Here is a 23,257-nt window from a genome sequence, read left to right as displayed (position 1 = left end):
CCTGTCGAGGGCGGTGCGGGGCCACCCACCCGCACCGCCCGCCCCCTTCGCCCGGTTCCGCTCCCGTTCCTCCGTTCCTGCCCCCTGCTCCTGCTCCTTCGTCTCCGCTCCACTGCTTCCGCTCCCGCTCCTCCGCTTCCCACCGGATGACCCGAAGGGACGTGCAGCCATGTCCGTATCCGGCTCCCCACCGGTCGCCGACTCCCTGGCCGTCGGCGCCTGGGGCGACGCGGCGGTCAAGTTCGGCAACAGCCTCGGCGCGATCGCGGGCTTCCTCGGCATCCTGCTGGTGGTCTTCCTGGTGGCCGGCCGCGCCCGGGGCCGACTGGCCCGTCCGCTGGCCGTGCTGGTCTTCCTCGGTCCGGCGGTGGTGCTGCTGGTGGTCGGGCTGGTGGCGCCGCTGATCCGTACGGTCTACCTGAGCCTGCACAGCGCGGACGGCAGCACCTTCGTCGGCGGGGAGAACTTCGGCTGGGCCTTCACCACCGACTCGGTGCGCGAGGTGCTGCTCACCACCCTGCTGTGGCTGGTGGTCGCCCCGCTGGCGGCGACCGGTCTCGGCCTGGTGCTGGCACTGCTGGTGGACCGGATGCGCGGCCAGGCGGTGTACAAGTCGCTGATCTTCATGCCGATGGCGATCTCGCTGGTCGGGGCCTCGATCATCTTCAAGTTCGTCTACGAGGCGCGCGGGAAGGACCAGCCGCAGATCGGGCTGCTCAGCCAGCTCGCCCACGCGGTGGGCTGGTCGGACCCGCCGAACTGGCTGCTCAGCCAGCCGCTGAACACCTTCCTGCTGATGGCGGTGATGGTCTGGGTGCAGACCGGCTTCGCGATGGTGGTGCTGTCGGCGGCGATCAAGGCGATCCCGGACGAGGTGGTGGAGGCGGCCCGGCTGGACGGCGCGACCGGGGTGCGGCTGTTCTGGCACGTCACGGTGCCGATGATCCGCACCACGGTGATGGTCGTGCTGACCACCGTCATGATCATCACGCTGAAGGCCTTCGACATCGTCCGCACCATGACCGGCGGCAACTTCGGCACCCAGGTGCTGGCCAACGAGATGTACTCGCAGTCCTTCGTGCAGTTCAACGACGGGCGGGGCGGCGCCCTGGCGGTCCTGCTGTTCCTCGCGGTGCTGCCGCTGGTGGCCTACAACATCGTCCAGCTGCGGAGGGAGCGTGAGGTGCGGTGAACGGGAGTGAGGCGAAGGCCGCCGCCCGGGGCCCGGTCCGGGTGAACCCGGTGCGGAGGGCCTTCAGCAGCCCGCTGGCCTCGGTGTTCGTGATCGCGATGACGGTGCTGTGGACGATCCCGACCCTCGGCCTGCTGGTCACCTCGCTGCGGCCCAAGCAGGACGTGACCGCCGACGGCTGGTGGAACGCCCTGCTGCACCCGGACTTCGGCCTCGGCAACTACCACGCGGTGCTGTTCGAGGGCGGCTCCGGCGGGTCCACCGGCCTGATGCCCTTCCTGGTGAACTCGCTGGCGATCAGCATCCCGGCCACCCTCTTCCCGCTGGTGCTCGCGGCGATGGCGGCGTACGCGCTGGCCTGGGTGCGGTTCCGGGGCAGCGACACGGTGTTCTTCACGGTGTTCGCGCTCCAGGTGGTGCCGCTCCAGATGGCGCTGATCCCGCTGCTGCGACTGTTCTCCAGCGGCGCGCACCTGGGCTCGCTGACGCTGATCCCGGCGCTGGACCTGAAGGGCAGCTACGCGCCGGTCTGGCTGGCGCACACCATGTTCGCGATGCCGCTGGCGGTGTTCCTGCTGCACAACTTCATCGCCCAGCTGCCGCGGGACCTGATGGAGGCGGCGGTGGTGGACGGCGCCTCGCACTTCAAGATCTTCCGCTCGATCGTGCTGCCGCTGTGCGCCCCGGCGCTGGCCTCGTTCGCGATCTTCCAGTTCCTGTGGGTCTGGAACGACCTGCTGGTCGCCCTCACCTTCGCCGGCGGTACGCCGGAGGTGGCGCCGATGACGGTCCGGCTGGCGCAGCTGTCCGGTTCGCTCGGCGGGCGCTGGGAGCTGCTGACCGCCGGGGCCTTCCTGTCGATCATCGTTCCGCTGATCGTCTTCTTCAGCCTCCAGCGGTACTTCGTCCGCGGACTGCTGGCGGGCTCGGTCAAGGGGTAGGGCATTCTGAACGCGTTCAGAAGTAACTTTTGAACTTGTTCAGAATGGTCTACAGTCGGCAGCGGCAGCGGCGCTGAGCGCGCCCGCCGCGGACCGCCCGGAGGGCGGCTTCCGCCTGCCCGCCGACCACCGAGGGGGACTCATGCCGGGCCCGTCCACGCCTGCCCCGACCGATCCGCAGCCCGCGCCCTTCGATCCGAACCGACCCGGGCCGCACTCGTCCGGGGGCCCGGGCTGGGGCGGGCCGCACCCGTCCGGGGGCCCGGGCTGGGGCGGGCCGCACCCGTCCGGCCCGAGCTGGGGCGGCCCGCACCCGTCCGGCGGCCCGTACCGGCCGGGCGGCCCGCACCGCTCGCCCGGGGTTCCCGCGCCGTCGATCGGGGACCGGCTGCGCGACACCGACCCCGAGCGGCGGGCGGCGGCCACGCCCCGGGTCCTCCTGTGCGCGGTGCTGACCGGCCTGCTGACCGCCTGGCTGCTGTACGGCGGAATCGGCGCCAACCTGCTGATCTGTGGCGTCGCCACGGCCGTCGCCGCCGGCGCGGTGGCTCGCACGGCCGGTCGCCGGGTCCGGCCCTGGACGGTCGTCTGGAGCCTGCTGGCCCTCGCCCTGCTCGCCGTCCCGGCCTGCTGGGACGCGGGCTGGCCCGCCCTGCTGGCCGTCGCCGGCGCGCTCGGCCTGGCCTCGCTCGCCCTGCACGGCGGCCGCCGCTGGCCGGGGGTGCTGCTCGCGCTGCCCGCGCCGCTCTGGCAGCTGGTGCCGGGGGTGGACTGGCTCTGGGACGGCCTACGGGGGCGGTCGCTGCGCGGCCGAGGCCGGATCGTCCCGGTGCTCAAGGCGCTCGCGGTCGCGGCCGTCCTGCTGACCGTCTTCGGCCTGCTGTTCGCGAGCGCCGACGCCGCCATGGCGGACCTGCTGGCCGGCCTGACCCCCAGCCTCGACCTCCGTCAGCTGCCCGTGCGCGCGCTGCTGTTCGCCGTCGGGGTGCTCACCGTGCTGGGCTTCGCGTACACCGGTGCCGGTCCGCGCCGCTGGGACCGGCTGGCGGTCCGCCCGGGGCGGGAGCGGCGCCGGCTGGAGTGGGCGCTGCCGCTGATCGCGCTCGACCTGATGTTCGGCGCCTTCGCGGTGATCCAGGCCGTGGTGGTACTCGGCGGCGCGGACGCCGTGTTGGGCAGCACCGGGATGAGCCGTTCCGCGTACGCCCGCCAGGGCTTCTGGCAGCTGAGCGTGATCACCGTGCTGACCCTGGTCGTGGTGGCCGTCGCCAAGCGCTGGGCCCCGCGCACCATGCCCGGCGACCGTCGGGTGGCGCGGATCCTGCTCGGACTGCTCTGCCTGCTCGCCCTGGTCGTGGTCGCCTCGGCGCTCGGGCGGATGTGGTTCTACGTGGACGCCTCCGGGCTCACCCGGCTGCGGCTGTGGGTGCTGGTGGTCGAGATCTGGCTGGGCGTCGTCCTCCTGCTGCTGATCGCCGCCGGACTCACCCGAGGCGCCGGCTGGCTGCCCCGCGCCGTCGTCCTCAGCGGCATGCTCACCGCCGCCGTGTACGGGCTGGCCGGGCCGGACGCCATCGTCGCGGAGCAGAACGTGGCCCGCTACGAGCGGACGCAGCGGATCGACCTGCGCAACGTCCGGGACCTCTCGGCCGACGCGGTGCCCGCCCTGGACCGGCTGCCCGAGCCGCAGCGGAGCTGCGCGCTGCAACTGATCCGGCGGGACCTGGACCGGGACACCAGGCCCTGGTACGCGGCCGGCGGCTCGGTGGCCGACGCCCGGCGGGTCCTGGCGGAGCGACCGCCGGCGGAGCGGCCGCAGTCGGGGCGGGGGCCGTGCGAGCTGGTCGGACTGCTGACGGCGGGGGGCTGGTAGCGGGCGAACGGCGGGTCGGCCCGGGGGCGAGCGGGCGGGGGGCGGAGCGGGCCGGGGCGCCCGTAGCGCGGCGACCGACCCGGCGGGGGAGCGAACGGCGGAGCGGGCGGGGAGACGGAAGGGCCGGCCGGGAGCGTGCTGCTCCCGGCCGGCCCGTCGCGGTTCCGCAGCGGATCAGTGCATCGCCACGCCGGCGCTGTCGCCGCTCGGCAGGTCGCTGGCCTTCGCCTTGATCACGAAGAGCGCGACCAGCAGCGCGACCGCGGCGAGTGCCGCACCCACGATGAACCCGTGCGAGATCCCCTGGGAGAGGACCGAGTTGGCGGGGCCGGTGCCCGGCAGGAACTCGTGGTGCTGTTCGAAGTAGGCCTGCTCCTGCGGACTGCCGCCCTGGAGCAGAGCGGGCAGCTGGGCCTTGGTCTCGATGGTCGCGTAGTGCGCGAAGACGGTGGTCAGGATCGAGAGGCCGAGCGAACCGCCGATCTGCTGCATCGAGTTGAGCAGGCCCGAGGCGGCGCCGGTCTCCTCGCCGGGCACGCCCGCGACGGCGAGCAGCATCACCGGGACGAAGATCAGACCCATCCCGAAGCCGAAGATCACCGTGGGGGCGAGCACCCCGTCCAGGTAGCCGCTGTCCTGGTGGATCTGGGTCAGCCAGGTGAGGCCGACGGTGACCAGCAGGGCGCCGCCCGCCATGAACGGCTTCGGGCCGTACTTGGCCTGGAGGTTGGAGGCGAGCTGCGCGGCGATGATGATCGACACGCTGATCGGCAGGAACGACACGCCCGCCTTGAGCGGGCTGTACCCGAGCGGCCCCTGCACGAACAGGACCACGTAGAAGAAGATGCCGAACATGGCCGCCGCCAGGCAGAGCATCATCACCAGCCCGCCGGTGCGGTTGCGGTTGGCGAACAGGTGCAGCGGGGTGATCGGCTGGGCGGTGCGCCGCTCGATCACGAAGAAGGCGGCCAGCAGGATCGCGCCGCCGGCGAAGGAGCCGATCGTCAGGCCGTCCGACCAGCCGTAGTCCGGGTTGGCGGCCCGGATGAAGCCGTAGACCAGGCCGACCAGTCCGAGCGTGGAGGTGAAGGCGCCGGGCAGGTCGAAGCGGCCCGGGTGGCGCTCGGACTCGGCGATGTAGCGCGGCGCGGCGATCGCGATCAGGACGGCGATCGGCACGTTGACGAAGAACACCCAGCGCCAGTTCAGGTACTCGGTGAGCAGACCGCCGGCCAGCAGGCCGATCGCGGCGCCGGAACCGGCCACCGCCGAGAAGACCCCGAAGGCCTTGTTGCGTTCCGGGCCCTCGTCGAAGTTGGTGGCGATCAGGGCGAAGGCGGTCGGTGAGCAGATCGCGCCGCCTATGCCCTGCAGTGCACGGGCGGCCAGCAGCAGCGTGCTGTCCTGGGCGAACCCGCCCAGCAGCGAGGCCAGACCGAACAGCAGGGTGCCGAAGATGAACACCCGGCGGCGGCCGAGGATGTCACCCGCGCGGCCGCCGAGCAGCAGCAGCCCACCGAAGGTCAGCGTGTACGCGTTGATGACCCACGACAGGTCGGTGGTGGAGAAGTTCAGCGCGTCCTTGATGTGCGGCAGCGCGATGTTCACGATGGTCGCGTCGAGCACCACCATGAGCTGGGTGGCCGCGATCACGGTCAGGGTGATGCCCTTTCCCCGGCCCTGACCGCCCTTCGGCGGTGAGTTCTTGCTGAGCGTGTCGGTGATAGCCACGAAATGAGCCCCCTGCTGGCAACGTGCTCGGTGCTGGAGTGCGTCGGGCTCATCGCGGATCCGCTGGCCCGGACGTGCTGCTGCGCATGAGCGCAGACTAGGAAGGAACGGTGCCGTTCACTAATCTGGACGATAGCCTGCGCTTGATAGTGAACGCAAGCGTTCCTTAAGGGCGGTAAGGACGGTAGGGACGGTGGGGATGGATCGATTGATGCGGCGCCTGTCGGCGGACCGGGCGTCCGGTCGGGCGGCCCCTCGGCCGACTGCGACTGCGACTGAGGCTCCGACTTCGGCTCCGGCTCTGGCCAGGGCTTCGACGGAGGGCGCGACGCCCGCGGAACCCGCCTCGTCCGCGGGGTCCGGTGCGGTCCCGACCGGACCCGGAGCGGCCCCGGCGGTGCCGGGGGCGGAGACGGAGTCCGATCCCTGCTGTCGGGTACGGGTCGCCCGGGAGGCGCTGGCGCGGCCGATGCGGCGTCGGGGGAAGGAGTTGGAGAACGCGATCTTCGAGGCCGCGCTCGACCAGCTCACCTCCGGCGGCTACGCGCGACTGACGATGGAGGGTGTCGCCGCTGCGGCGCGGACCGGGAAGGCCGCGCTCTACCGGCGCTGGACGTCCAAGGTCGAACTCGTCATCGACGCCCTGGACTCCACTCTGCCACGCCCCTACGGCATCCCCGATCTCGGGTCCGCCCGAGCCGAGTTGCTGCAGCTCATCGAGCTGTTCACGGACGCGATCTGCTCCCGGGCGGGCGCCGCCCTGCACACGCTGATGGCCGAGCTCTCGCAGCAACAGGCCGAGGTGTTCAAGGACTTCATCGTGCAGCGGGTGATCGGACCGACCAAGGACACCATCCTGGACATCCTCCGCCGGGGTGTCGAGCGCGGTGACGTCCGGCCCGGAGCGGTCACCCCGCTGGTCGTCGACGTCGTTCCGGCCATGCTGATGTTCCAGGTCAAGGCGTTCGAGGAGCTGGCCCCGGACTTCGCGGTCCGGCTGGTGGACGACGTGCTGATCCCGATGGTCCGGCAGCCGTAGGACTCCTGCGGCCAGGGGTGGGGCGGGGGTGCGGTGCCGGCCCACCCGGCGACCGGCCGGACCGGATCGAGTGGGGCCGCGCAGTATCGGGCGGGACCGGATCGGGTGGGGCCGCGCAGTGCCGGGCGGGACCGGGGCGTCCGTGGGCGGGCTTAGGCTGGAGAGCGCCCCACCGGTGCGGGTCACCTGCCCGACCGGTCGCCCGGCCCGCGTGGGCCGCCCCGCCCCCCGACCGGGCCGTCCCGCCCGACGGGGCTGCTGTGCCGAACGGAGTCCCTGATGCCCATCGTCCCGCCGACGCACTCGGTCGAACGCTCCCTCCGCCGGGCCGGAGCCAAGGTCGTGGTCGGGCTGGACGAGGTGGGCCGCGGTGCCTGGGCCGGACCGGTCACCGTCGGCGCGGCCGTCACCGGCCTGCGCAAGCCACCGGAGGGGCTCACCGACTCGAAGCTGCTCACCGAGTTGCGCCGCGAGGCCCTCGCGCCGGTGCTCGCGGACTGGGTCACCGCGTACGCGCTCGGTCACGCCTCGTCGCAGGAGTGCGACGAGCTCGGCATGACGGCGGCCCTGCGGCTGGCCGCGGTCCGCGCGCTGGAGGCCCTCCCGGTCGAGCCCGATGCGGTGATCCTGGACGGCAAGCACGACTACCTCGGCGGCCCCTGGCGGGTCCGCACGGTGATCAAGGGCGACCAGTCCTGCATCTGCGTCTCCGCGGCATCGGTGCTCGCCAAGGTCCACCGCGACGGACTGATGGCCGAACTGGGCGAGGCCTGCCCGGAGTACGGCTTCGCGGACAACGCCGGCTATCCGTCCCCGGTGCACCGCGCCGCGCTGGAGGAGCTCGGCCCCACCGAGCACCACCGGCTCTCCTGGGCGTACTTGGACGCGCTGCCCAAGTGGCGCCATCTGAAGCGCGATCGGGACCTCGCGGGCGCGGGTCAGGGATCCGCCGACGAACAGTTGACGCTCGGTTTCTGACGGTGCGTCTGGAATTGCCCCGGGTGGGTCGGGGGGATACCCGACGTCCAATGGGTGGGGTGCCCGTGCGCGTTCGACCGGCATTTGATAGATATCCGGGTATGCCTGTCTTCCCCGAGGAGCCGGAGATTCACGAGAGCCTCCCGGGCCCCGGCGTTCCCTTTCCACGCGAGTCGGACGCACAAGCCCTCCACACGCCTGCCACCGGCGGCGCACCCACCAAGCCCACCGCCACTGCCGCCGCGCCGCTCCCGGTGCCCGGCCCGCGCCCGGCGCCCCGTCCGGCACCGTCGCGTGCCGACCGCTCGGGCCCGCCGCGCCTGATCCCCAAGCCCGGTCCGGCCCCGCGCCGCCCGGCCCCCGCCACCCCGCAGGTCGAGGTCCGGCGCATCGCCGCCACCCCGGCCGAGGCGCTGGAACGCGCCGACGAGGCGGTCGACCAGCTGCTGGACTCGGGCCGCAACCCGGGCGAGGTCCTGGTGCTGACCGTCGGCGAGGCGCACCCCTGGCAGCAGCACGAACTCTCCTTCGGCGAGCAGCGCTACTGGGCGCAACTCGCCGAGGGCGGGGACGTGTTCTACGCGGACGCCGCGCTGACCCGGCCGGTCCGCCGCGAGGTGGTCGTCCTGGTGGCCAACGGCGGTTCGCCCGCCCGGGCCGCCACGGCCTACACCGAGGCACTCGGCCGCGCCACCGCTCTGCTGGTGGTCTGCGGAGAGGCCGGCCCGGCCGTCACGGCGGCGGCCGGCGCCGCCCCGGGGTGCCCGGCCAAGGCCTGACCGCAACGTCACCCACCGTCTCCACTCCGGGTCCGGCGCCGTACGGTGCCGGGCCCGGAGCCCGTCCTCGCCGGAGCGCCCTGCTGTCGGGGGCGGGATGCCCTGCTGCGGGCGCCCTCGACCGGGCGCCCCGGCCGGCGCCCGGAACAGATGCCGGGAACGGACGACCGGACCGGTGCCCGAGGCGGACGCCCGGAACGGAGCGCCGGACCAGACGCCCGGGGTCGCTCAGCGCGTACCGGTGCGGCGGCCCGGCGGGGCGGCCGTGACCCGGGCCGGGATCCACGGCGGCTCGGACTGCGGGGAGCGCTGTGGAGCGTCGGCCCGTTTGGCCTGTTCGGCGGCCTGCTGGCGGGCACGCTGGCTGCGCGCGGCCTCGTCCAGCACCGAGCGCGGCGGCAGCTCCGTCACGGTGTGCACCGGCCCGTCCGCCCACGAACCCGCGTGCGGATTGCGCCCGCCGCGTCCGTCCCCGAGGATCTGCCAGCCCGTCGGGGTGAGCCCGACGTAGGAGCCGCAGCGCAGCCCGTGCAGCCCGGCCGCGTCCCGCAGCGCCCACATCCAGGCGCCGTCCTGTTCCGTCCAGCCGGGTGCGCCGTCGCGGCAGCGCAGCAGCACGGCCGTCCGGGTCGGCTCGGGCAGGCGCAGGTCGTGCGGGGTGATCCGGCGGAGGTGGGTCAGCAGGGCGTTCCGGTGCTGCCAGCCGTCGGTGTCATGTGGCCAGGGCGTGAACGAGGCCGAGGCGGCCAGGTGGTGGAGCGCGTCCAGGACGGCCACCACGACCGTCCCCGGTTGGGGCAGGTGGCGCTGGTGAAGTTCCAGGACGAACTCGCGCGGGTCGCGCAGCAACGGGATCCCCGAGGCGGTCCAGGTCTCCAGGTCCAGCAGCCGTCTCGGCGCCGAACTCCCGGAGAGGGGATGCTGACCTCGGCCGATACCGTTGATCACGATCCTCCTTCCTGGCCCGTGGGCAGGCGGGTGCCTGGGTACGCCGGAGGGCGGGTCCAGCGGACCGGGTTTCGGGTACCTCCCAATTCTCGGGGCAACCGGGCCGGAGCGGCAACGATGAAATGATGAACGCCATCCGATAGCCCATGTTCTGCCGGATATGTTCCACGGTGGCCCGAGCGAGGTTCAGGTGCCGCCCGCGCTTGATCCACACTGCGTGAAGAGCATCGCGAACCGTCGTCGACATGGTCGGCACTCCTTTCCCGGGTCGGGTCTCCGGTGTGATCGAAATCGCGCTACGAGCTCCTTTCCGTTAGGCCATTCGAGTGAAGGCCGTCCCGTGGGCGGCGGTCGCCCGCCGTCGGTTCACCCCTGCACGGCCAGGACCAGTGGCAGCACCGCGCCGGCGCCGGCCCGGCGCAGCAGCCGGGCTGCCACGGTGACCGTCCACCCCGAGTCCACGAGGTCGTCCACCAGCAGCACCGGCCCGCCCGCGGCCGCCACCGCCTGCTCCAGCTCCGGCGGCAGGACGAGTGCCCCGGCCAGCGAGTGGAGCCGCTGCGCGCTGTTGCTGCGGGCCCCGCGCGGGGGCAGCCCGCCGGCGTACTCGATCCGGCCGAGCAGCGGCAGCCGCCCGATCTCGGCGATCCGCGCGCCGAGGCTGCCCACCAGTTGGGGGCGGGCCGAGGAGGCCATGGTCACCACGCCCACCGGCCGCTCCAGCCGGGTGCCCTCCGCGGTGGCCGGCCCGGCCCAGCCGCCCGGGCCGCGCGCCCAGTCGGCCAGCACGGCGACCAGCGCGTCCACCGCCTCGCCGGGCACCGGGACGTCCGGTGCCTGTTCGGCGAGCAGGGCGCGCAGCCGGTTTCCCCAGCCGATGTCGGACAACCGGCCGAGCGCCCGACCGCTCTCCGCCTGTTCACCCGCCGGGATCCGGCCCTTCAGCGGCACCCCGAGCGCCTCCATCCCGGTCGGCCAGAGCCGGCGCGGCTCGAAGCTCACCCCGGGCCGGCCGAGCGCGGCCCGGGCCGCGGCCAGCGTCTCGGCGGTGACCTCCGGGGTGTGCAGCGGCCCCGCGCAGTTGTCGCACCGCCCGCACGGCACGGCCGCCTCGTCGTCCAGCTGGCGGCGCAGGAACTCCATCCGGCAGCCGGTGCCCGCCGCATAGTCGCGCATCGCCCGCTGTTCCGCCTCCCGGGAGGCGGCGACCTTGGCGTAGCGGGCGGTGTCGTACTCCCAGCTCTGCCCGGTGGCCGTCCAGCCGCCCTTGACCCGGCGGACGGCGCCGTCCACGTCCAGCACCTTGAGCATGGTCTCCAGCCGGGCCCGGCGCAGGTCCACCCGGGGCTCCAGGGCGGCGGTGGAGAGCGGCCGACCGGCCTCGGCCAGCGCGTCGATGGTGCGCCGCACCTGCTCCTCCGGCGGGAAGGCGAGCGAGGCGAAGTAGCGCCAGATCGCCTCGTCCTCGCGCCCGGGCAGCAGCAGCACCTCGGCCCGGTCCACCCCGCGCCCGGCACGGCCGACCTGCTGGTAGTAGGCGATCGGCGAGCTGGGCGAGCCCAGGTGGACGACGAAGCCGAGGTCGGGCTTGTCGAAGCCCATGCCGAGCGCGGAGGTGGCGACCAGTGCCTTGACCCGGTTGGCCAGCAGGTCGGCCTCGGCGGTGCGGCGCTCGGCGTCCTCGGTGCGGCCGGAGTAGGAGGCCACCGGGAAGCCGCGCTCGCGCAGGAAGGCCGTCACCTCCTCGGCGGCGGCCACCGTCAGGGTGTAGACGATGCCGGAGCCGGGGAGCCGGTCGAGGTGGTCCGCCAGCCACGCGAGCCGGTGCGCGGGATCGGGCAGGGCGAGCACGCCCAGGGTGAGGCTCTCCCGGTCGAGCGGACCGCGCAGCACCAGGGCGCGCTCGTCGGTGGTGCCGGTACCGAGCTGCTCGGCGACGTCCGCGGTGACCCGGGCGTTGGCGGTCGCGGTGGTGGCCAGCACCGGGACGCCGGGGGACAGGTCGGCGAGCATGGTGCGCAGCCGGCGGTAGTCCGGGCGGAAGTCGTGGCCCCAGTCGGAGATGCAGTGGGCCTCGTCGACCACCAGCAGGCCGGTGGAGGCGGCCAGCTTCGGCAGCACCTGGTCGCGGAAGTCCGGGTTGTTCAGCCGCTCGGGGCTGACCAGCAGGATGTCGACCTTCCCGGCGGCGACCTCGGCCTGGATGCCGTCCCACTCCTCGGTGTTGGCCGAGTTGATGGTCCGGGCGTGGATGCCGGCCCGGGCCGCCGACTCGACCTGGTTGCGCATCAGGGCGAGCAGCGGGGAGACGATCACCGTGGGCCCGGCGCCGCGGGCGCGGAGCAGCGCGGTGGCGATGAAGTAGACCGCGGACTTCCCCCAGCCGGTGCGCTGGACGACCAGTGCGCGGCGGTGGTCGACCACGAGGGCTTCGATGGCCGTCCACTGGTCCTCGCGCAGGCTGGCGGTGGGGCCGGCCAGCTCGCGCAGGACGGCCTCGGCCCGCGCCCGGACCTCGGCGCGGTCGGCGGTTTCGGTGGTGTGGATGTCGGGCTGCTGCATGGCGTCGATGTAACCCCATGGCACCGACAGGCGGCGAATGGGGGCACGCGGACGGAGCGGAAGACCGGGTGTATTTCATCTGGTGGTCCGTTGAACGGCTCTCGAAATTCACTCTCCGGAGTGGGCGGAGCGTGCTGCGAATGAGTGAAGGAAAATTCGGAGGCCGAGTTATCCACAGGAAAAAAGAAAATTCCGGGGCCGCTGTCGGACAGCGCGCACTCTTGCGGCCATGAACGCGATGAACAACGAACACGTCACCCTGTCCCTCGGCCCGGCTTCCACACAGCGGCCGGTCGTCATGCGCGGTCCGGCCGACATGGCCGAACTGTTGCCCTACTTCCTGGGGTTCTACCCCGACGACAGCATCGTCGCGGTCGGCCTCCAGGGCCCCGACCTGCACCAGGGCGGGGTCATCCGGGCGGACCTCCCGGTCTCGCCCGCCGAGTGGCCCGCCGCGGCGGAGGAGACGGCCGGGTTGCTGGTCGCCCTCTCCGAGCGGCACGGCGGTCGGCCGCTCGAAGTGCTCCTCTACCTCTGCCGGGATCAGGTCACGGCGCACGCCCCGCCCCCGGTGGAGGGCCTGCGTCCGCTGGCCGACCAACTGCGTGCGGCCTTCGCGCGCCGGGGGGTGGCCGTCAAGGAGTCGCTGTGCGTCTCGGACGACCGCTGGTGGTCCTTCCTCTGCCGCCGGGAGGGGTGCTGCGACCCGGCGGGCAACCCGGTGCGGCGCGGGCCCGACCCGGGCCCGGCGGCCGCCGCCGCGACGGTGGCCGGCCTGGTGCCGCGCGGTAGCCGGAAGGCGATCGTCGCCGGGCTGGCCCCGATCGGCCCGCCGGGGTCCACCGCGCAGTGCGAGGCGCTCGTCCGTGCGGAGCCGCAGGCGGCGGACGCCCCCAGGGGCCCGGGCCTCGCACTGCTGGAGCAGGCCTTCGCCGAGTTCGCGGCCGGTGCCCGGGAGCTCGACGAGGACCGGACGGCCCGGCTGCTGTTCGCCCTGCGGGACCGCCTCATCAGGGACCGCGGCGTCGAGTACGTCCGGTCCGCCGAGCTCGCCCCCGCCGAGCGGCTCTGGCGCTTCCTCGCCCGGCGCGCCGTCCCGCCGTACGAGGACTGTGCGGTGGCCCCGCTCACCCTGCTGGCCTGGGCCTCCTGGGTCGCCGGGGACACGGCCACGGCGCGGGTGGTGCTCGGCCACGTCCTGCGGCTCTCCCCGAGTTACCTGCTGGCCGAGCTGCTGTACGAGTCGATGAACGACGGCATGACGCCCGAGGCGCTGCTGGCGGCCGTCGAGGCCCAGCGGAGGCGGCGCGAGGCACGTGCGGCCGGGGCGCAGGACGGGCCCGAGCCCGCCGCGTCCGGTCCTGCGGCCGACGGTGGGCAGCAGCCGCCCCCCGGGCCCGCCCGGGCCCCGGGTGGCGCGCGCCGACGGCGGCGGGGCGGCCGGCGGAAGGGTGCGCCCGCGGGGTCGGCCCCGACCGATCGCGGTCCCGACGCTCCCGGGCGCTCCGGTGAGCCGGGGCGGGATGCGAGCGGCCCCGGCCCGGTGGCCGTGCTCCCGGCCTCCGGGAGCGGCCCGGCAGCCGGAAGCGGGCCCGCTCGGGGTGTTCGGCTCGGCCGGGCGGGGGCCGGTACCCCGGTGGCCGCGGTCCGCTTCGGTGCCGGGCTCCACCGGTGCCGGGGCATCCGCCGGGCGACGAGGGGAGTCCGCGGTGCGCACTGACCCACTCGCCGCCCCACCGGCCGGACGGCCGCTACACCTCGCCGTGGGCCATCCTGATCAGCCGGTCCAGGACCTTGCCGCCGCTCACCCGCACGCCGTCGTGCTCCCACTCGTTGGTGATCCAGGCCCGCAGACCGCGTACCGCGCGCGCGGTCTCCAGCGAGTCGGCCGTGTCCACGTACATGTCGTCGTGGTAGACGGCGGCCACGACGGGCACGGTGTTGGCGGCCAGCCGCGCCGGGTCGTAGAGGTCGGGCCAGTCGGTGCGGGCGGCGAGCAGGTCCGCGGTCTCCTTCAGCGGGCGCAGCGCCGGGTCGGTCTCGAACATCCAGGAGTAGATCATCTCCCCGGTGAACAGCACCGGGGCGCCGGACTCCAGCGCCGCCCGGGCGTCGAACTGCGGGAACTCCTTGCGGACCCGCTCGGCGGACCAGGCCGTGCCGCCCCGCTCCACCGACCGCTGGCCGTAGATCGACTCGTGCAGCACGGCGTAGAGCGGTCCCGGGGCGAAGGAGAGCTGGGCCTGCACGTCGGCCAGGAAGGCGTCGGAGAGTTCGGCACCGGCCGGGCCCTCGACCCAGGCCTCTTCCAGCAGGTAGTGCAGCGTCCCGGAGCCGCTGCCGCCGCCGAGCAACATCCCGAGCACCTGGAAGGCCTCGACGGTGAGCTGCCCGCCGTCGGGCAGGGCGGCGGGGGACTCCGCGAGGTGGGCGGCGATCCGCCGCACGGCCTCGACGTCCTGAGGGAAGCGGGCGTAGTGGTCCTCGTTCTTGCGGACGACGCGCGGGTAGGCGGCGCGGTACACGTCGTCGGCCGAGCTGCCCAGGCCGGAGAGGCCGCCGGTGATGAAGGCCTCGGTCAGGCCCTCGGGGGCGAAGGAGAGGTAGGTGAGGGTGCAGAAGCCGCCGAAGCTCTGGCCGAGCACGCTCCAGCGGCGGTCGGCGCCGAGCAGCCGGTGGCGGATCAGTTCGGCGTCCCGGACGATCGAGTCCGCACGGAAGTTGGCCAGGTAGTCCGCCTGCTGCTGCGGTCCGCCGCGCCGGGCGAGGGTCTGCCGGGTGGCGGGCGTGGACCGTCCGGTGCCGCGCTGGTCGAGCAGCAGCACCCGGTAGTCGTCCAGGGCGCGCTCCAGCCAGGCGTCCCGGCCGAGCGGGCGGGGGGCCTTGCCACCGGGCCCGCCCTGGAGGAAGAGCAGCCAGGGCAGCTCGTCCCGCTCGCGGCCGGAGGCCACCACCTCACGGGCGTACACCTCGATCTGTTCGCCGTCCGGGGCGGCATGGTCGAGCGGGACCTGGAAGACGTGGTCGGTCGTGACAATCCCGGGCAGCCGGCTGACGGTGGACATGCAACTCCTCGGTCTCTGCTGGTCACAGCGGTTGCGTCGCGGTTCACGGGGTCACCGGGTACGGGCGCCGCGACCCCCGCACCGTATCCTGACGGCGGTCGAGCACCGGTTCGACCGCCCCTGTCCACCCAACCGGCCCCGCGGTCGCGACGGGCCCCGGTCCGACCGGTGCCGGGTCCGGGCGCTGGGTGGCAGCGGAGCCCTGGCGGAGCCGTCCGTGACGGCCCGACGGAGACGGTGCGACCGCTCGGCGGCCCTGGTGCGACCGGCTGTGGGGACGGCGGGCGTGACCTGGCGGCGGTGCTCGGCGTTCACCCCGGGGGCCCTGTGTCCGCTCGGCGCCCGGCCGCGGCCCGGTTCCGGGCGGCGGCCATCCGGCGGGGCGGCGGGCCCGCCGGTACGACGGGTCGGCCGTCCGGTGGCCGCCACGGCGGTCGGGTGCCACGGGCGAGGCGTCACCGGCGGCCCGGGGTACCGGACCTGACGGTGGGCCGGGCACCATGACGTGTCCGACGGGGACGGCACGGCGTGGCGGTACCGGCCCGGTACCGCGCACCGCACGGCACGACCCGGCGCCGGGTACGGCCGGACACGGCACACCTGCCGGCGGGTGAGACCCCGCCGGCCCGGCACCATCAGCACGCGATCGAGCATGTTCGCGGCCCACCGGCCTGATCGGCCACCGGACCGCCGAGGGGAGGAGAGTCCGGTGACCGCCATGAGGCCACTACAGGCCATGCCGGCCGAGAGCGTGGTCGGCGCGCCCAGACCGGCGGGCCGGTCCGACCAGGCCCCGGCGGCCGGGCCCGCAGGCGCACCGACCGGCCCCGGACGGCCGGCGCCCCCGCCGCGTCCGCAGCCTCCGGCCGTCCACCACGCGCTGCTCTGTGTCAACGCCCCCGCGATGGCCGCGTCCGGCCCGGACGGCCAGCTGCGCGGTCACGGCCTGCACGGCTTCTACCGCAACGGCGTCCGGGTGCTGGCCCGGATGGAGCTGCGACTGGGCGGCATGGAGCCGCTGCCGCTCCAGGGCACCCTGACCAGCGCCGCCCAGGCCCGTTTCCTCGGCGCGGTCCGTCTGCCCGGTGACCTCGACCCGGATCCGGCGCTGACCGTCGAGCGGCTGCGGCACGCCGACGGCGTGGAGACGGTCACCGTCCGCAACACCGGGTCCCGGCCCGCCCGGTTGCCGCTGGAGATCGCGCTCGGTACCGACCTCGGTCCGGTCGCCGAGATCGCCGCCGGGCACCGCCCGCCTGACCTGCCCGGCCAGGTGCAGTCCGCCGGGCTGCGCTGGTCCGGCCCGCTGCACAGTGCCGTGGCCAGCGCCAAGCCGTCCCCGCACGCCGTGTTGGCCGGGGCCGGAGTGCTCCGCTGGGACTTGGAGGTCCAGCCCGGCGCCCGCTGGTCGGTCGAGCTGCGCGCCGAACTGGAGAGCGCGGCCGGCGGCCCGCGGCCGCCCGGTGGGCGCGGCACGGGCGTCCCGTTGCCCTGGGCCGAACCCGAGGTGCGCAGCGACGACCCGCGGGCCGCTCTGCTGGTCGACCGCTCCCTGGACGCCCTTGGCGGGCTGCTGTTCGCCGACCCGGACCGGCCGACCGACCTCTATCCGGCCTCCGGCGCGCCCTGGCGCTTCGGTCTGGCCCCGGCCGACGCGCTGTGGGCCGCCCGGTTGACCCTCCCGCTTGGCACCCGGCTCGCCGCCGGCACCCTGCGTGCGCTGGCCCGCCGCCAGCAGCTCACCCCCGCCCCCGGCCGTACCGAGGGGCTGCTGCCCGGCGCGCTGCGGCACGGCGGCCCCGAGCTGCCGCCCACCTGCACGGCCACCGAGGCCACCCTGCTGTTCGTCACCGTGCTGGCCGAGGCGTGGCGCTGGGGCCTGCCCCGGGCCGAGGTCGCCGAACTGCTCCCGGCCGCCGAGCGGGCCCTGGCGGCCCTGCGGGAGGGTTCGGTCGACGGCTTCGTCACCGACCTCAGTCGTCCGGTGGAGGACCGGGCCGCCCAACCGGTCGCCGCCCGCGCGGAGGTCCAGGCGCAGGCCCACCGTGCCGCCCTGCACGGGGCCGAGCTGCTGGAGGCCTTCGGCAGGCCGGGGGCGGGGGAGTGGCGGAGCTGGGCCGCCGGACTGCGGGGGCGTTTCCGCGAGCGGTTCTGGATCGACGACCTCTCCGGCGGCCGCCCCGCCGCCGGGCTGGCCCCGGGCGGCCAGCCGCTGCCCGCCCTCGCCTCCTCCCTGGTGCACCTGCTCGACACCGGGCTCGCCGCCGACGGCGGCCGGCACGAGAGCCTGCTGGACCGCGAACAGACCAGGCTGTTCGCCCAGCGCCTGGTCGCGCCGGAGCTGGACAGCGGCTGGGGTCTGCGAACCCTCAGCGCCAAGTCCCCGCGCTTCAACCCACTGGGCCACCGCGGCGGCGCGGTGCGGATCCACGAGACCGCGCTGGCGATCGCCGGGCTGGCCGAGGCCGGCCACGAGAACGAGGCCCGGGCCCTGCTGGAGGGGCTGCTCGCCGCGTCCACCCACTTCGAGGGCCGACTGCCGGAGATGTACGCCGGGGAGCAGCGCATCCCCGGCAGTCCACCGGTGCCGCACCCCGCGGCCTGCCGTCCGGCGGCGGTCTCCGCGGCCGGAGCCGTTCACGCGGTGTTCGCACTCGCCGGAGTCCGGCCGGACGTCCCGGGCGGTCGCGTCCTGGTCCGCCCGGCCAGCACCGCCCCGCTCGGCGAACTCGAACTGACCGGTCTGCGGGTGGCGGGCGAGCCCTTCTCGGTCCGGGTGAGCCGGATCGGGGTGGCGATGGTCGAGGAGGCCTCCGCGGACCTGCAACTGGTCGCCCGCTGACACCGGGCCGGGCCCGCACCCCGCCGTCACCGGACCGCCGTCCTGCCCGCGCCGACCGTCGGCGGGCCGGTCGGCGTCCGGGCCGGCCGTGACCGATGTGCGCGCTCCGTGTGCGGGCCTGTGCTTATCGTCAGAGAGACGACTATGATCGTCGCCATGTCGCGCTACGATCCGTCGGCCTTCCCCCCCTTCGCTGTCACGGTTGACCTGGTGGTTCTGACGGTGCGCGACCACTCGCTGTGCGCCCTGCTGGTCAGACGAGGGGAGCCCCCCTACCAGGGGTACTGGGCGCTGCCCGGCGGCTTCGTCCGACCGGACGAGGGCCTGGCCGAGGCGGCCTCCCGGGAGCTGGCCGAAGAGACCGGGCTGCGCGCCCACTCCGCCCCCGGCCACGAGGCGGTCGGCCCCGGTGCGGCCGGTGCCCACCTGGAGCAGCTCGCCACCTACGGTCACCCGCAGCGGGATCCCCGGATGCGGGTGGTCAGCGTCGCCTACCTGGTGCTGGCCCCTGACCTCCCGACCCCCCGGGCCGGCGGCGACGCCAGCAGCGCCCGCTGGGCCCCGGTCGGCGAACTGCTCGGCGAGGACCCGGTCGACGGGGTGCCGCTGGCCTTCGACCACGGCCTGATCCTCGCCGACGGCGTGGAGCGCGCCCGGTCCAAGATCGAGTACTCCTCCCTGGCGACCGCCTTCTGCCCGACCGAGTTCACCGTGGGCGAGCTGCGCCGGGTCTACGAGGCCGTCTGGGGCGTCGTGCTGGACCCGCGCAACTTCCACCGCAAGGTCACCGGCACGCCCGGCTTCCTCCTCCCCTCCGGCGGCACCACCACCCGTCAGGGCGGGCGCCCGGCCCAGCTCTTCACCGCCGGCGGCGCCCCCGTCCTCAACCCGCCCATGCTCCGCCCCGAATCCTGACCGCTGCGGATCCTGACCGCCGCGAGCCCCGGAACCGCCCCGCGCCACCTCCCACCCGCTCTCACCCGTCCCCACCCGCCCCGCCTGCGGCCGCCGAACGGCCCGGCCCGGGAGGCCGGCCCGGGGGCACCGGCGCACAGTGACGGTGGACGCTCCGGCCACCGGGCCGGAGGCCTTCGGACCCGGGAGTCCCGTGATGGCCGTCAGCAAGGACTGCGCCGACCGGCGAACCGCCATCGAGAGGCTCGTGGCGGAGATCAGGAGCCTCGCCACGACCACCGACGGCAGCGAGGACCAGTTGGCCGCCCTGACGGCCGCGCACGCGGATCCGGAGTCGATCGCTTCCGTGCAGGAGAGGCTGAGCGCCGAGCGGGAGCGGTTGGCGGAACTCATCGCGGCGGGTGAGGCCGCCGTCGAGGAGTTCCGGAGCGAGTGCGTCGGCCACCCGCTCCCACCGGGAGCCGCGGAACTCCTGACGGCCGGGTCGTCGGGCGACGGCCGGGAGGCCGGTGCCGAAGGCACGCCGCCGGGACGCCCGCGGCCGTGAATCGCAGGATCGGATTGTCCCCTGATCGGGTGAGGCGGGCGGGCGGTGGGCCCGTGGCGGTTCGGTAATGCCCGGAATCGGCGGTGCCGGCCCCTAATGTGCTGGCGTCGAGCAGGTCGGCCGAGGGCATGGGAGCAGCCAGCGATGATCCAGATCACCGGACTGACCAAGGTCCATCGCAAGGGCGCCCCACCGGCGCTCCTCGATCTGACCTTCGACGCCCGGCCCGGGATGGTGACCGTACTGCTCGGTGACGAGGGCGCCGGGAAGTCCACCGCACTGCGGCTGATGCTCGAACTCGAACGCGGCCAGGGCATCACGCTCTTCGACGGTCGCCCCTACCGCCGGATCCGCCGCCCCGAGCGCGAGATCGGCGTGCTGCTGCCCGGGCCGGGGGAGGGCGCCGCCGCGGTGGCCGGGAACCCGGGGCGCAAGGCCCGCGGCCACCTGCGCATGCTGGCGGCGGCCGTCGGCGTCCCGGCCCGCCGCGCCGACGAACTGCTGGAACAGACCCGGCTGGCCGCCGTGGCCGGGCAGCGGCTGCGCACCTTCTCGCCGGGCATGCACCGCCGGCTCTCGTTGGCCGCCGCCCTGCTCGGCGATCCCGGGACGCTGCTGCTGGACGCGCCGACCGAGGGTCTGTCCCCGCGCAACGTCGAGTGGTTCCACTCCTTCCTGCGCTCCTTCGCCGTCGCGGGCGGAACGGTGCTGGTGACCACCCGGACCCCGCAGGAGGCCGGGCAGCTCGCGGACCGGGTGGTCACCCTGGACCGCGGCCGCATGATGGCCGACCAACCGGTCGCGGAGTTCTGCCGGACCAGGCTCAGCCCCGAAGTGGCCGTCCGCGGACCGCAGATGGCGCGCCTGGCCGACCTGCTGGTCGGTCAGGGGGCCGAGGTCCGCCGGGACGGCGGCGCGGGACTCGCGGTGGCGGGCATCGACCGCACCGAGATCGGTGAACTCGCCTACCGGCACGGGATCCTGCTGCACGAGCTGGCCGACCGGGTGGTCGAACAGCCGGTGCCCCGCACCGCCCTGCCGGTCGCCTCCGGACGCTCCGGTCACCTCCGCCTCCAGCCGGAGCCGGAGCCGGAGCCGGAGCCGGAAGCCGACCCGGTCCGGAAGCCGGCCGAGGGATCGGCGCCGGAGGCCGACCGGCCGGGCATCTCCCCGGACCACCAGTCCACCGCTCCCGCCCCCGTGCCGGCGCCCGAGCACCCGCTCCGTGAACCCACCGTCCCCGAGCCCGCCACGGAAGACCGCTCCCGCGAGCCCCACGTCGACACGCCGCGCGGCGCCCGCGCCCTGCCCGTCGCCGCCGTGGTGGCCGCCCAGCCCGTCCTCGCCGCGGCCGCCGCCCCGCCGGCGGACCCCGTCACCCCCGCGGTCGTCGTCGACCGGCTCTTCCGCGACCAGCCGGCGCCCGCCGCCACCCGCCTCACCCCGGTCGCCCGGCCCCTCCCGGCGGAGTCGCTCCAGGCCGAGTCACGTCAGGCCGAGTCCCTCCGCACGGAGCCGGTTCACGCCGAGCCGCCCTGCGGCGAGAGCGTCCGCGCCGAGGCGCTCGGCACCCGGACCGAGCCCACGCGTCGCCGCACGAGCGCCGCCGACCTGCTCACCGACGACACCGTCCGCCTCGGCCGGATCACCACCGGCAAGGCCCCCGCCACCCCCGACGACCACCGGAGCGAGTGAACCGTGCGTGTCCTGGCCTACGAGCTGCGCCGCCTGCGCGGCCTGCGTTCCACCTGGTTGCTGCTCGCCGCGGTCCTGCTCTGCGACGCCGTTGTGGCCGCCGTCCTGGCGAGTCAGGCCCCGAACGGTCCGCTGGCCGGCCCGGCCGGGGTGCGGCTGCTGACCGCCACCGTCCCGCTGATCCCGCTGCCGTTCGCGGCGCTCGGCGCCGGGGTGCTGGGCGCGCTCGCGTACGGGCACGAGGTCCGCCATCCGGGGCTGGCGGCCTCGCAGGTGGGGTACGCGCGCCGGGTGCGGCTGCTGCTGGCCAAGTTGGTGGTGGTCGCCCCGGTGGCGGCGCTGCTGGCACTGGCCACCCTGGTGATCGACACGGTCGCGGTGCACCTCGCGCTGCCGGGCGGGGTGACGGTGGCGAGCTGGACGGATCCCGGCGCGCTGTCCGACCGGGCCTCCGCGGTGCTGGGCGCCGTCGGGCTGAGCGGACCGGCCGACCTGCCGGGAGTGTTCGCCCCGCTGGCGCTGGTGTCCGGACACGGGGTGCCGGTCGCGCTGTTGGCCTTCGTCCTGCTGACCGTGGTGGCCGCCTGGACCGGTGTGCTGGCCACCTCGCTGACCCGCAGCGCCGCAGCCGGAGTGCTGTTGCTGTGCGCGCTGCCGCCGCTGCTGGAGTCCGGTGTCGCCCTCCTGCTGCGGCGGACCGGGCACCCCTGGCCGACCCGGGCGGCGGAGCTGCTGCCCTTCCAGTCCGGCATCGAGTGGGCCTACGGCTGGGTGTACGGCGGAGCCCGTGGGGCGGCGGCCGGGAGTGCGGCGCTGACGGACCCGGCCCTCCTGACGGCGGTCGCGGCCCCCGCGGCGGTGCTCCTGCTCGCAGCCCTGATCGTCCAGGCCCGCCGCCGCTCTCTGTAGCCGCGCGTGGTTCCGCGGGCCCCCGCCGGCCCGGGCCCGTACCCCCGGGCCCGTACCCCCGGGCCCGTACCCCCGGGCCCGTACCCCGAGGCCCGTACTCCGGGGCCCGTACCCTGGGTGGCCGCCCGAAGCCCACGTGCTGAAGCTCGTGCCCCGAAGGACCAAGATCGACCAGCACTGACCGCAATGCGGGGTTCTTCCTGATAAGAAGTCAATTATCCAGTCACGGTCGATCACCCTTTCGTGTGCTTTTCACGAGAATTCTCAAGCTGCGCCTGCCGATCGCCGACAAAGGAGGCGTGAGTACCCTTGCGCACCCCACCATGACCCCCGCCCGTTCCGCCGATGGGCCCATCCACGGTCCCGGCGATCTGGACCGCTTCTCGTACGCCGACCGGCCGACCCCTCCGGCGCCCCGCTGGGAGGGCGCCGAGTCCGACATCGGCCGGGTCGGCCGCAAGACCACCAGCAGCCGCGGTCGCGGTCTGCACGGCCAGCTGGTCCAGCAGCTGGGCCAGATGATCGTCTCCGGCGACCTGGGCGCCGACCGTCCGCTCGTGCCCGAGGAGATCGGCCAGCGGTTCGAGGTGTCCCGGACCGTCGTCCGCGAGTCGCTGCGCGTGCTGGAGGCCAAGGGCCTGGTCAGCGCCCGCCCGAACGTCGGCACCCGGGTCCGCCCGGTCGGCGACTGGAACCTGCTGGACCCGGACATCATCGAGTGGCGCGCCTTCGGCCCGCAGCGGGACGAGCAGCGCCGGGAGCTGTTCGAGCTCCGCTGGGCGATCGAGCCGCTGGCCGCCCGGCTCGCGGCCGGCCACGGCCGGGAGGACGTCCAGCAGCGGCTGGTCGAGCTGGTCGAGATCATGGGCCACGCCGCCGCCCAGGCCGACCTCTCCACCTACACCCGGGCCGACGCCGAGTTGCACGGCCTGATCCTGCAGATGGCCGGCAACCGGATGCTGGAGCACCTGTCCGGCATCGTCTCCTGCGCGCTGCAGGTCTCGGGCGGTCCGACGATCTCCTGCGAGCGCCCCTCCGAGTCCTCGGTCAGCCTGCACGCCCGGCTGGTGGACGCGCTGGGCACCGGCGACGGCACGGCGGGCGAGGCCGCCATGCGGGCGCTGCTCACCGTCCACCCCGAGATGGAGCCCTCCGTCCCCGCGCCCCGGGAGCACTGAGCGGGCTGTGATCGCGAGCGGCTGCGCCCCGGGCGCGGTCCGTTCCTCCGAGGCCCTCCGGCC

The 23,257-nt window shown here is 74.8% G+C and carries 17 protein-coding genes; 13 read left to right on the top strand and 4 right to left on the bottom strand.

Going from position 1 to position 23,257, the window contains the following annotated elements:
• The first annotated feature begins 169 nt into the window (after positions 1-169).
• From AB0O91_RS30025 to AB0O91_RS30015, 3 genes are all read left to right on the top strand, one after another.
• Positions 170-1,192 carry a sugar ABC transporter permease gene (locus AB0O91_RS30025; protein WP_363439551.1) on the top strand — a complete coding sequence of 341 codons (1,023 nt, stop codon included), beginning with the start codon at positions 170-172 and terminating at the stop codon, positions 1,190-1,192.
• A complete protein-coding gene (locus AB0O91_RS30020; protein WP_363439548.1) occupies positions 1,189-2,133 on the top strand; it encodes a carbohydrate ABC transporter permease in 945 nt (314 codons plus the stop codon). The genes AB0O91_RS30025 and AB0O91_RS30020 overlap by 4 nt, the downstream gene beginning before the upstream one ends.
• A gap of 142 nt (positions 2,134-2,275) precedes the next feature.
• A complete protein-coding gene (locus tag AB0O91_RS30015) occupies positions 2,276-4,006 on the top strand; it encodes a DUF4173 domain-containing protein (protein WP_363439545.1) in 1,731 nt (576 codons plus the stop codon).
• Between the two features lie 174 nt (positions 4,007-4,180).
• Here AB0O91_RS30015 and AB0O91_RS30010 read toward each other — a convergent pair whose 3' ends face one another.
• Complete coding sequence (locus AB0O91_RS30010) at positions 4,181-5,731, bottom strand: MFS transporter (protein WP_363439599.1); 1,551 nt, start codon at positions 5,729-5,731, stop codon at positions 4,181-4,183.
• Between the two features lie 496 nt (positions 5,732-6,227).
• On the opposite strand from AB0O91_RS30010, the gene AB0O91_RS30005 reads away from it, so the two are divergent.
• From AB0O91_RS30005 to AB0O91_RS29995, 3 genes are all read left to right on the top strand, one after another.
• A complete protein-coding gene (locus AB0O91_RS30005; RefSeq protein ID WP_363439542.1) occupies positions 6,228-6,776 on the top strand; it encodes a TetR-like C-terminal domain-containing protein in 549 nt (182 codons plus the stop codon).
• Between the two features lie 279 nt (positions 6,777-7,055).
• The gene (locus AB0O91_RS30000) at positions 7,056-7,754 is read left to right on the top strand and encodes a ribonuclease HII (protein ID WP_363439540.1); all 699 of its coding nucleotides are present in this window, start codon (positions 7,056-7,058) and stop codon (positions 7,752-7,754) included.
• A 101-nt stretch (positions 7,755-7,855) separates the two neighbouring features.
• Entirely contained in the window at positions 7,856-8,533 is a 678-nt protein-coding gene (locus tag AB0O91_RS29995) for a hypothetical protein (protein ID WP_363439537.1), read from the top strand.
• A gap of 228 nt (positions 8,534-8,761) precedes the next feature.
• Here AB0O91_RS29995 and AB0O91_RS29990 read toward each other — a convergent pair whose 3' ends face one another.
• Both AB0O91_RS29990 and AB0O91_RS29985 read right to left on the bottom strand, forming a co-directional pair.
• Positions 8,762-9,481, bottom strand: coding sequence for a hypothetical protein (locus tag AB0O91_RS29990; RefSeq protein WP_363439534.1), 720 nt, complete (start codon positions 9,479-9,481; stop codon positions 8,762-8,764).
• A gap of 366 nt (positions 9,482-9,847) precedes the next feature.
• Complete coding sequence (locus tag AB0O91_RS29985; RefSeq protein ID WP_363439531.1) at positions 9,848-12,043, bottom strand: RecQ family ATP-dependent DNA helicase; 2,196 nt, start codon at positions 12,041-12,043, stop codon at positions 9,848-9,850.
• A 229-nt stretch (positions 12,044-12,272) separates the two neighbouring features.
• Here AB0O91_RS29985 and AB0O91_RS29980 point away from each other — a divergent pair, with 229 nt between their 5' ends.
• Positions 12,273-13,763: a DUF4192 domain-containing protein gene (locus AB0O91_RS29980; RefSeq protein WP_363439528.1), complete on the top strand. Its 1,491-nt coding sequence runs from the start codon at positions 12,273-12,275 to the stop codon at positions 13,761-13,763.
• A gap of 31 nt (positions 13,764-13,794) precedes the next feature.
• On the opposite strand, the gene AB0O91_RS29975 is transcribed toward AB0O91_RS29980, so the two are convergent.
• Complete coding sequence (locus AB0O91_RS29975) at positions 13,795-15,108, bottom strand: alpha/beta fold hydrolase (RefSeq protein ID WP_363439525.1); 1,314 nt, start codon at positions 15,106-15,108, stop codon at positions 13,795-13,797.
• A 718-nt stretch (positions 15,109-15,826) separates the two neighbouring features.
• Between AB0O91_RS29975 and AB0O91_RS29970 the strand changes: the two genes are divergently transcribed.
• The 6 genes from AB0O91_RS29970 (at position 15,827) to AB0O91_RS29945 (ending at position 23,194) form a co-directional block, all read left to right on the top strand.
• Positions 15,827-17,950, top strand: a complete 2,124-nt coding sequence (locus tag AB0O91_RS29970; RefSeq protein ID WP_363439597.1) for a glycogen debranching N-terminal domain-containing protein — start codon at positions 15,827-15,829, stop codon at positions 17,948-17,950.
• A gap of 156 nt (positions 17,951-18,106) precedes the next feature.
• Positions 18,107-18,865 carry an NUDIX domain-containing protein gene (locus AB0O91_RS29965; protein WP_363439523.1) on the top strand — a complete coding sequence of 253 codons (759 nt, stop codon included), beginning with the start codon at positions 18,107-18,109 and terminating at the stop codon, positions 18,863-18,865.
• A 196-nt stretch (positions 18,866-19,061) separates the two neighbouring features.
• Positions 19,062-19,412 (top strand): hypothetical protein, encoded by a 351-nt coding sequence (locus AB0O91_RS29960; protein ID WP_363439520.1) that lies wholly within the window; start codon positions 19,062-19,064, stop codon positions 19,410-19,412.
• A gap of 144 nt (positions 19,413-19,556) precedes the next feature.
• Positions 19,557-21,107: an ATP-binding cassette domain-containing protein gene (locus tag AB0O91_RS29955; protein ID WP_363439517.1), complete on the top strand. Its 1,551-nt coding sequence runs from the start codon at positions 19,557-19,559 to the stop codon at positions 21,105-21,107.
• A 3-nt stretch (positions 21,108-21,110) separates the two neighbouring features.
• Positions 21,111-22,016, top strand: coding sequence for a hypothetical protein (locus AB0O91_RS29950; protein ID WP_363439515.1), 906 nt, complete (start codon positions 21,111-21,113; stop codon positions 22,014-22,016).
• A 245-nt stretch (positions 22,017-22,261) separates the two neighbouring features.
• Positions 22,262-23,194: a FadR/GntR family transcriptional regulator gene (locus AB0O91_RS29945; RefSeq protein ID WP_363439513.1), complete on the top strand. Its 933-nt coding sequence runs from the start codon at positions 22,262-22,264 to the stop codon at positions 23,192-23,194.
• Positions 23,195-23,257: the final 63 nt, after the last annotated feature.

Origin of the sequence: Kitasatospora sp. NPDC089797, assembly GCF_040684795.1 — a bacterium.
Taxonomy (GTDB): Bacteria; Actinomycetota; Actinomycetes; order Streptomycetales; family Streptomycetaceae; genus Kitasatospora.
Note: the sequence above shows the minus strand (reverse complement) of the source record. Positions and strands in the feature narration are given on the sequence as shown.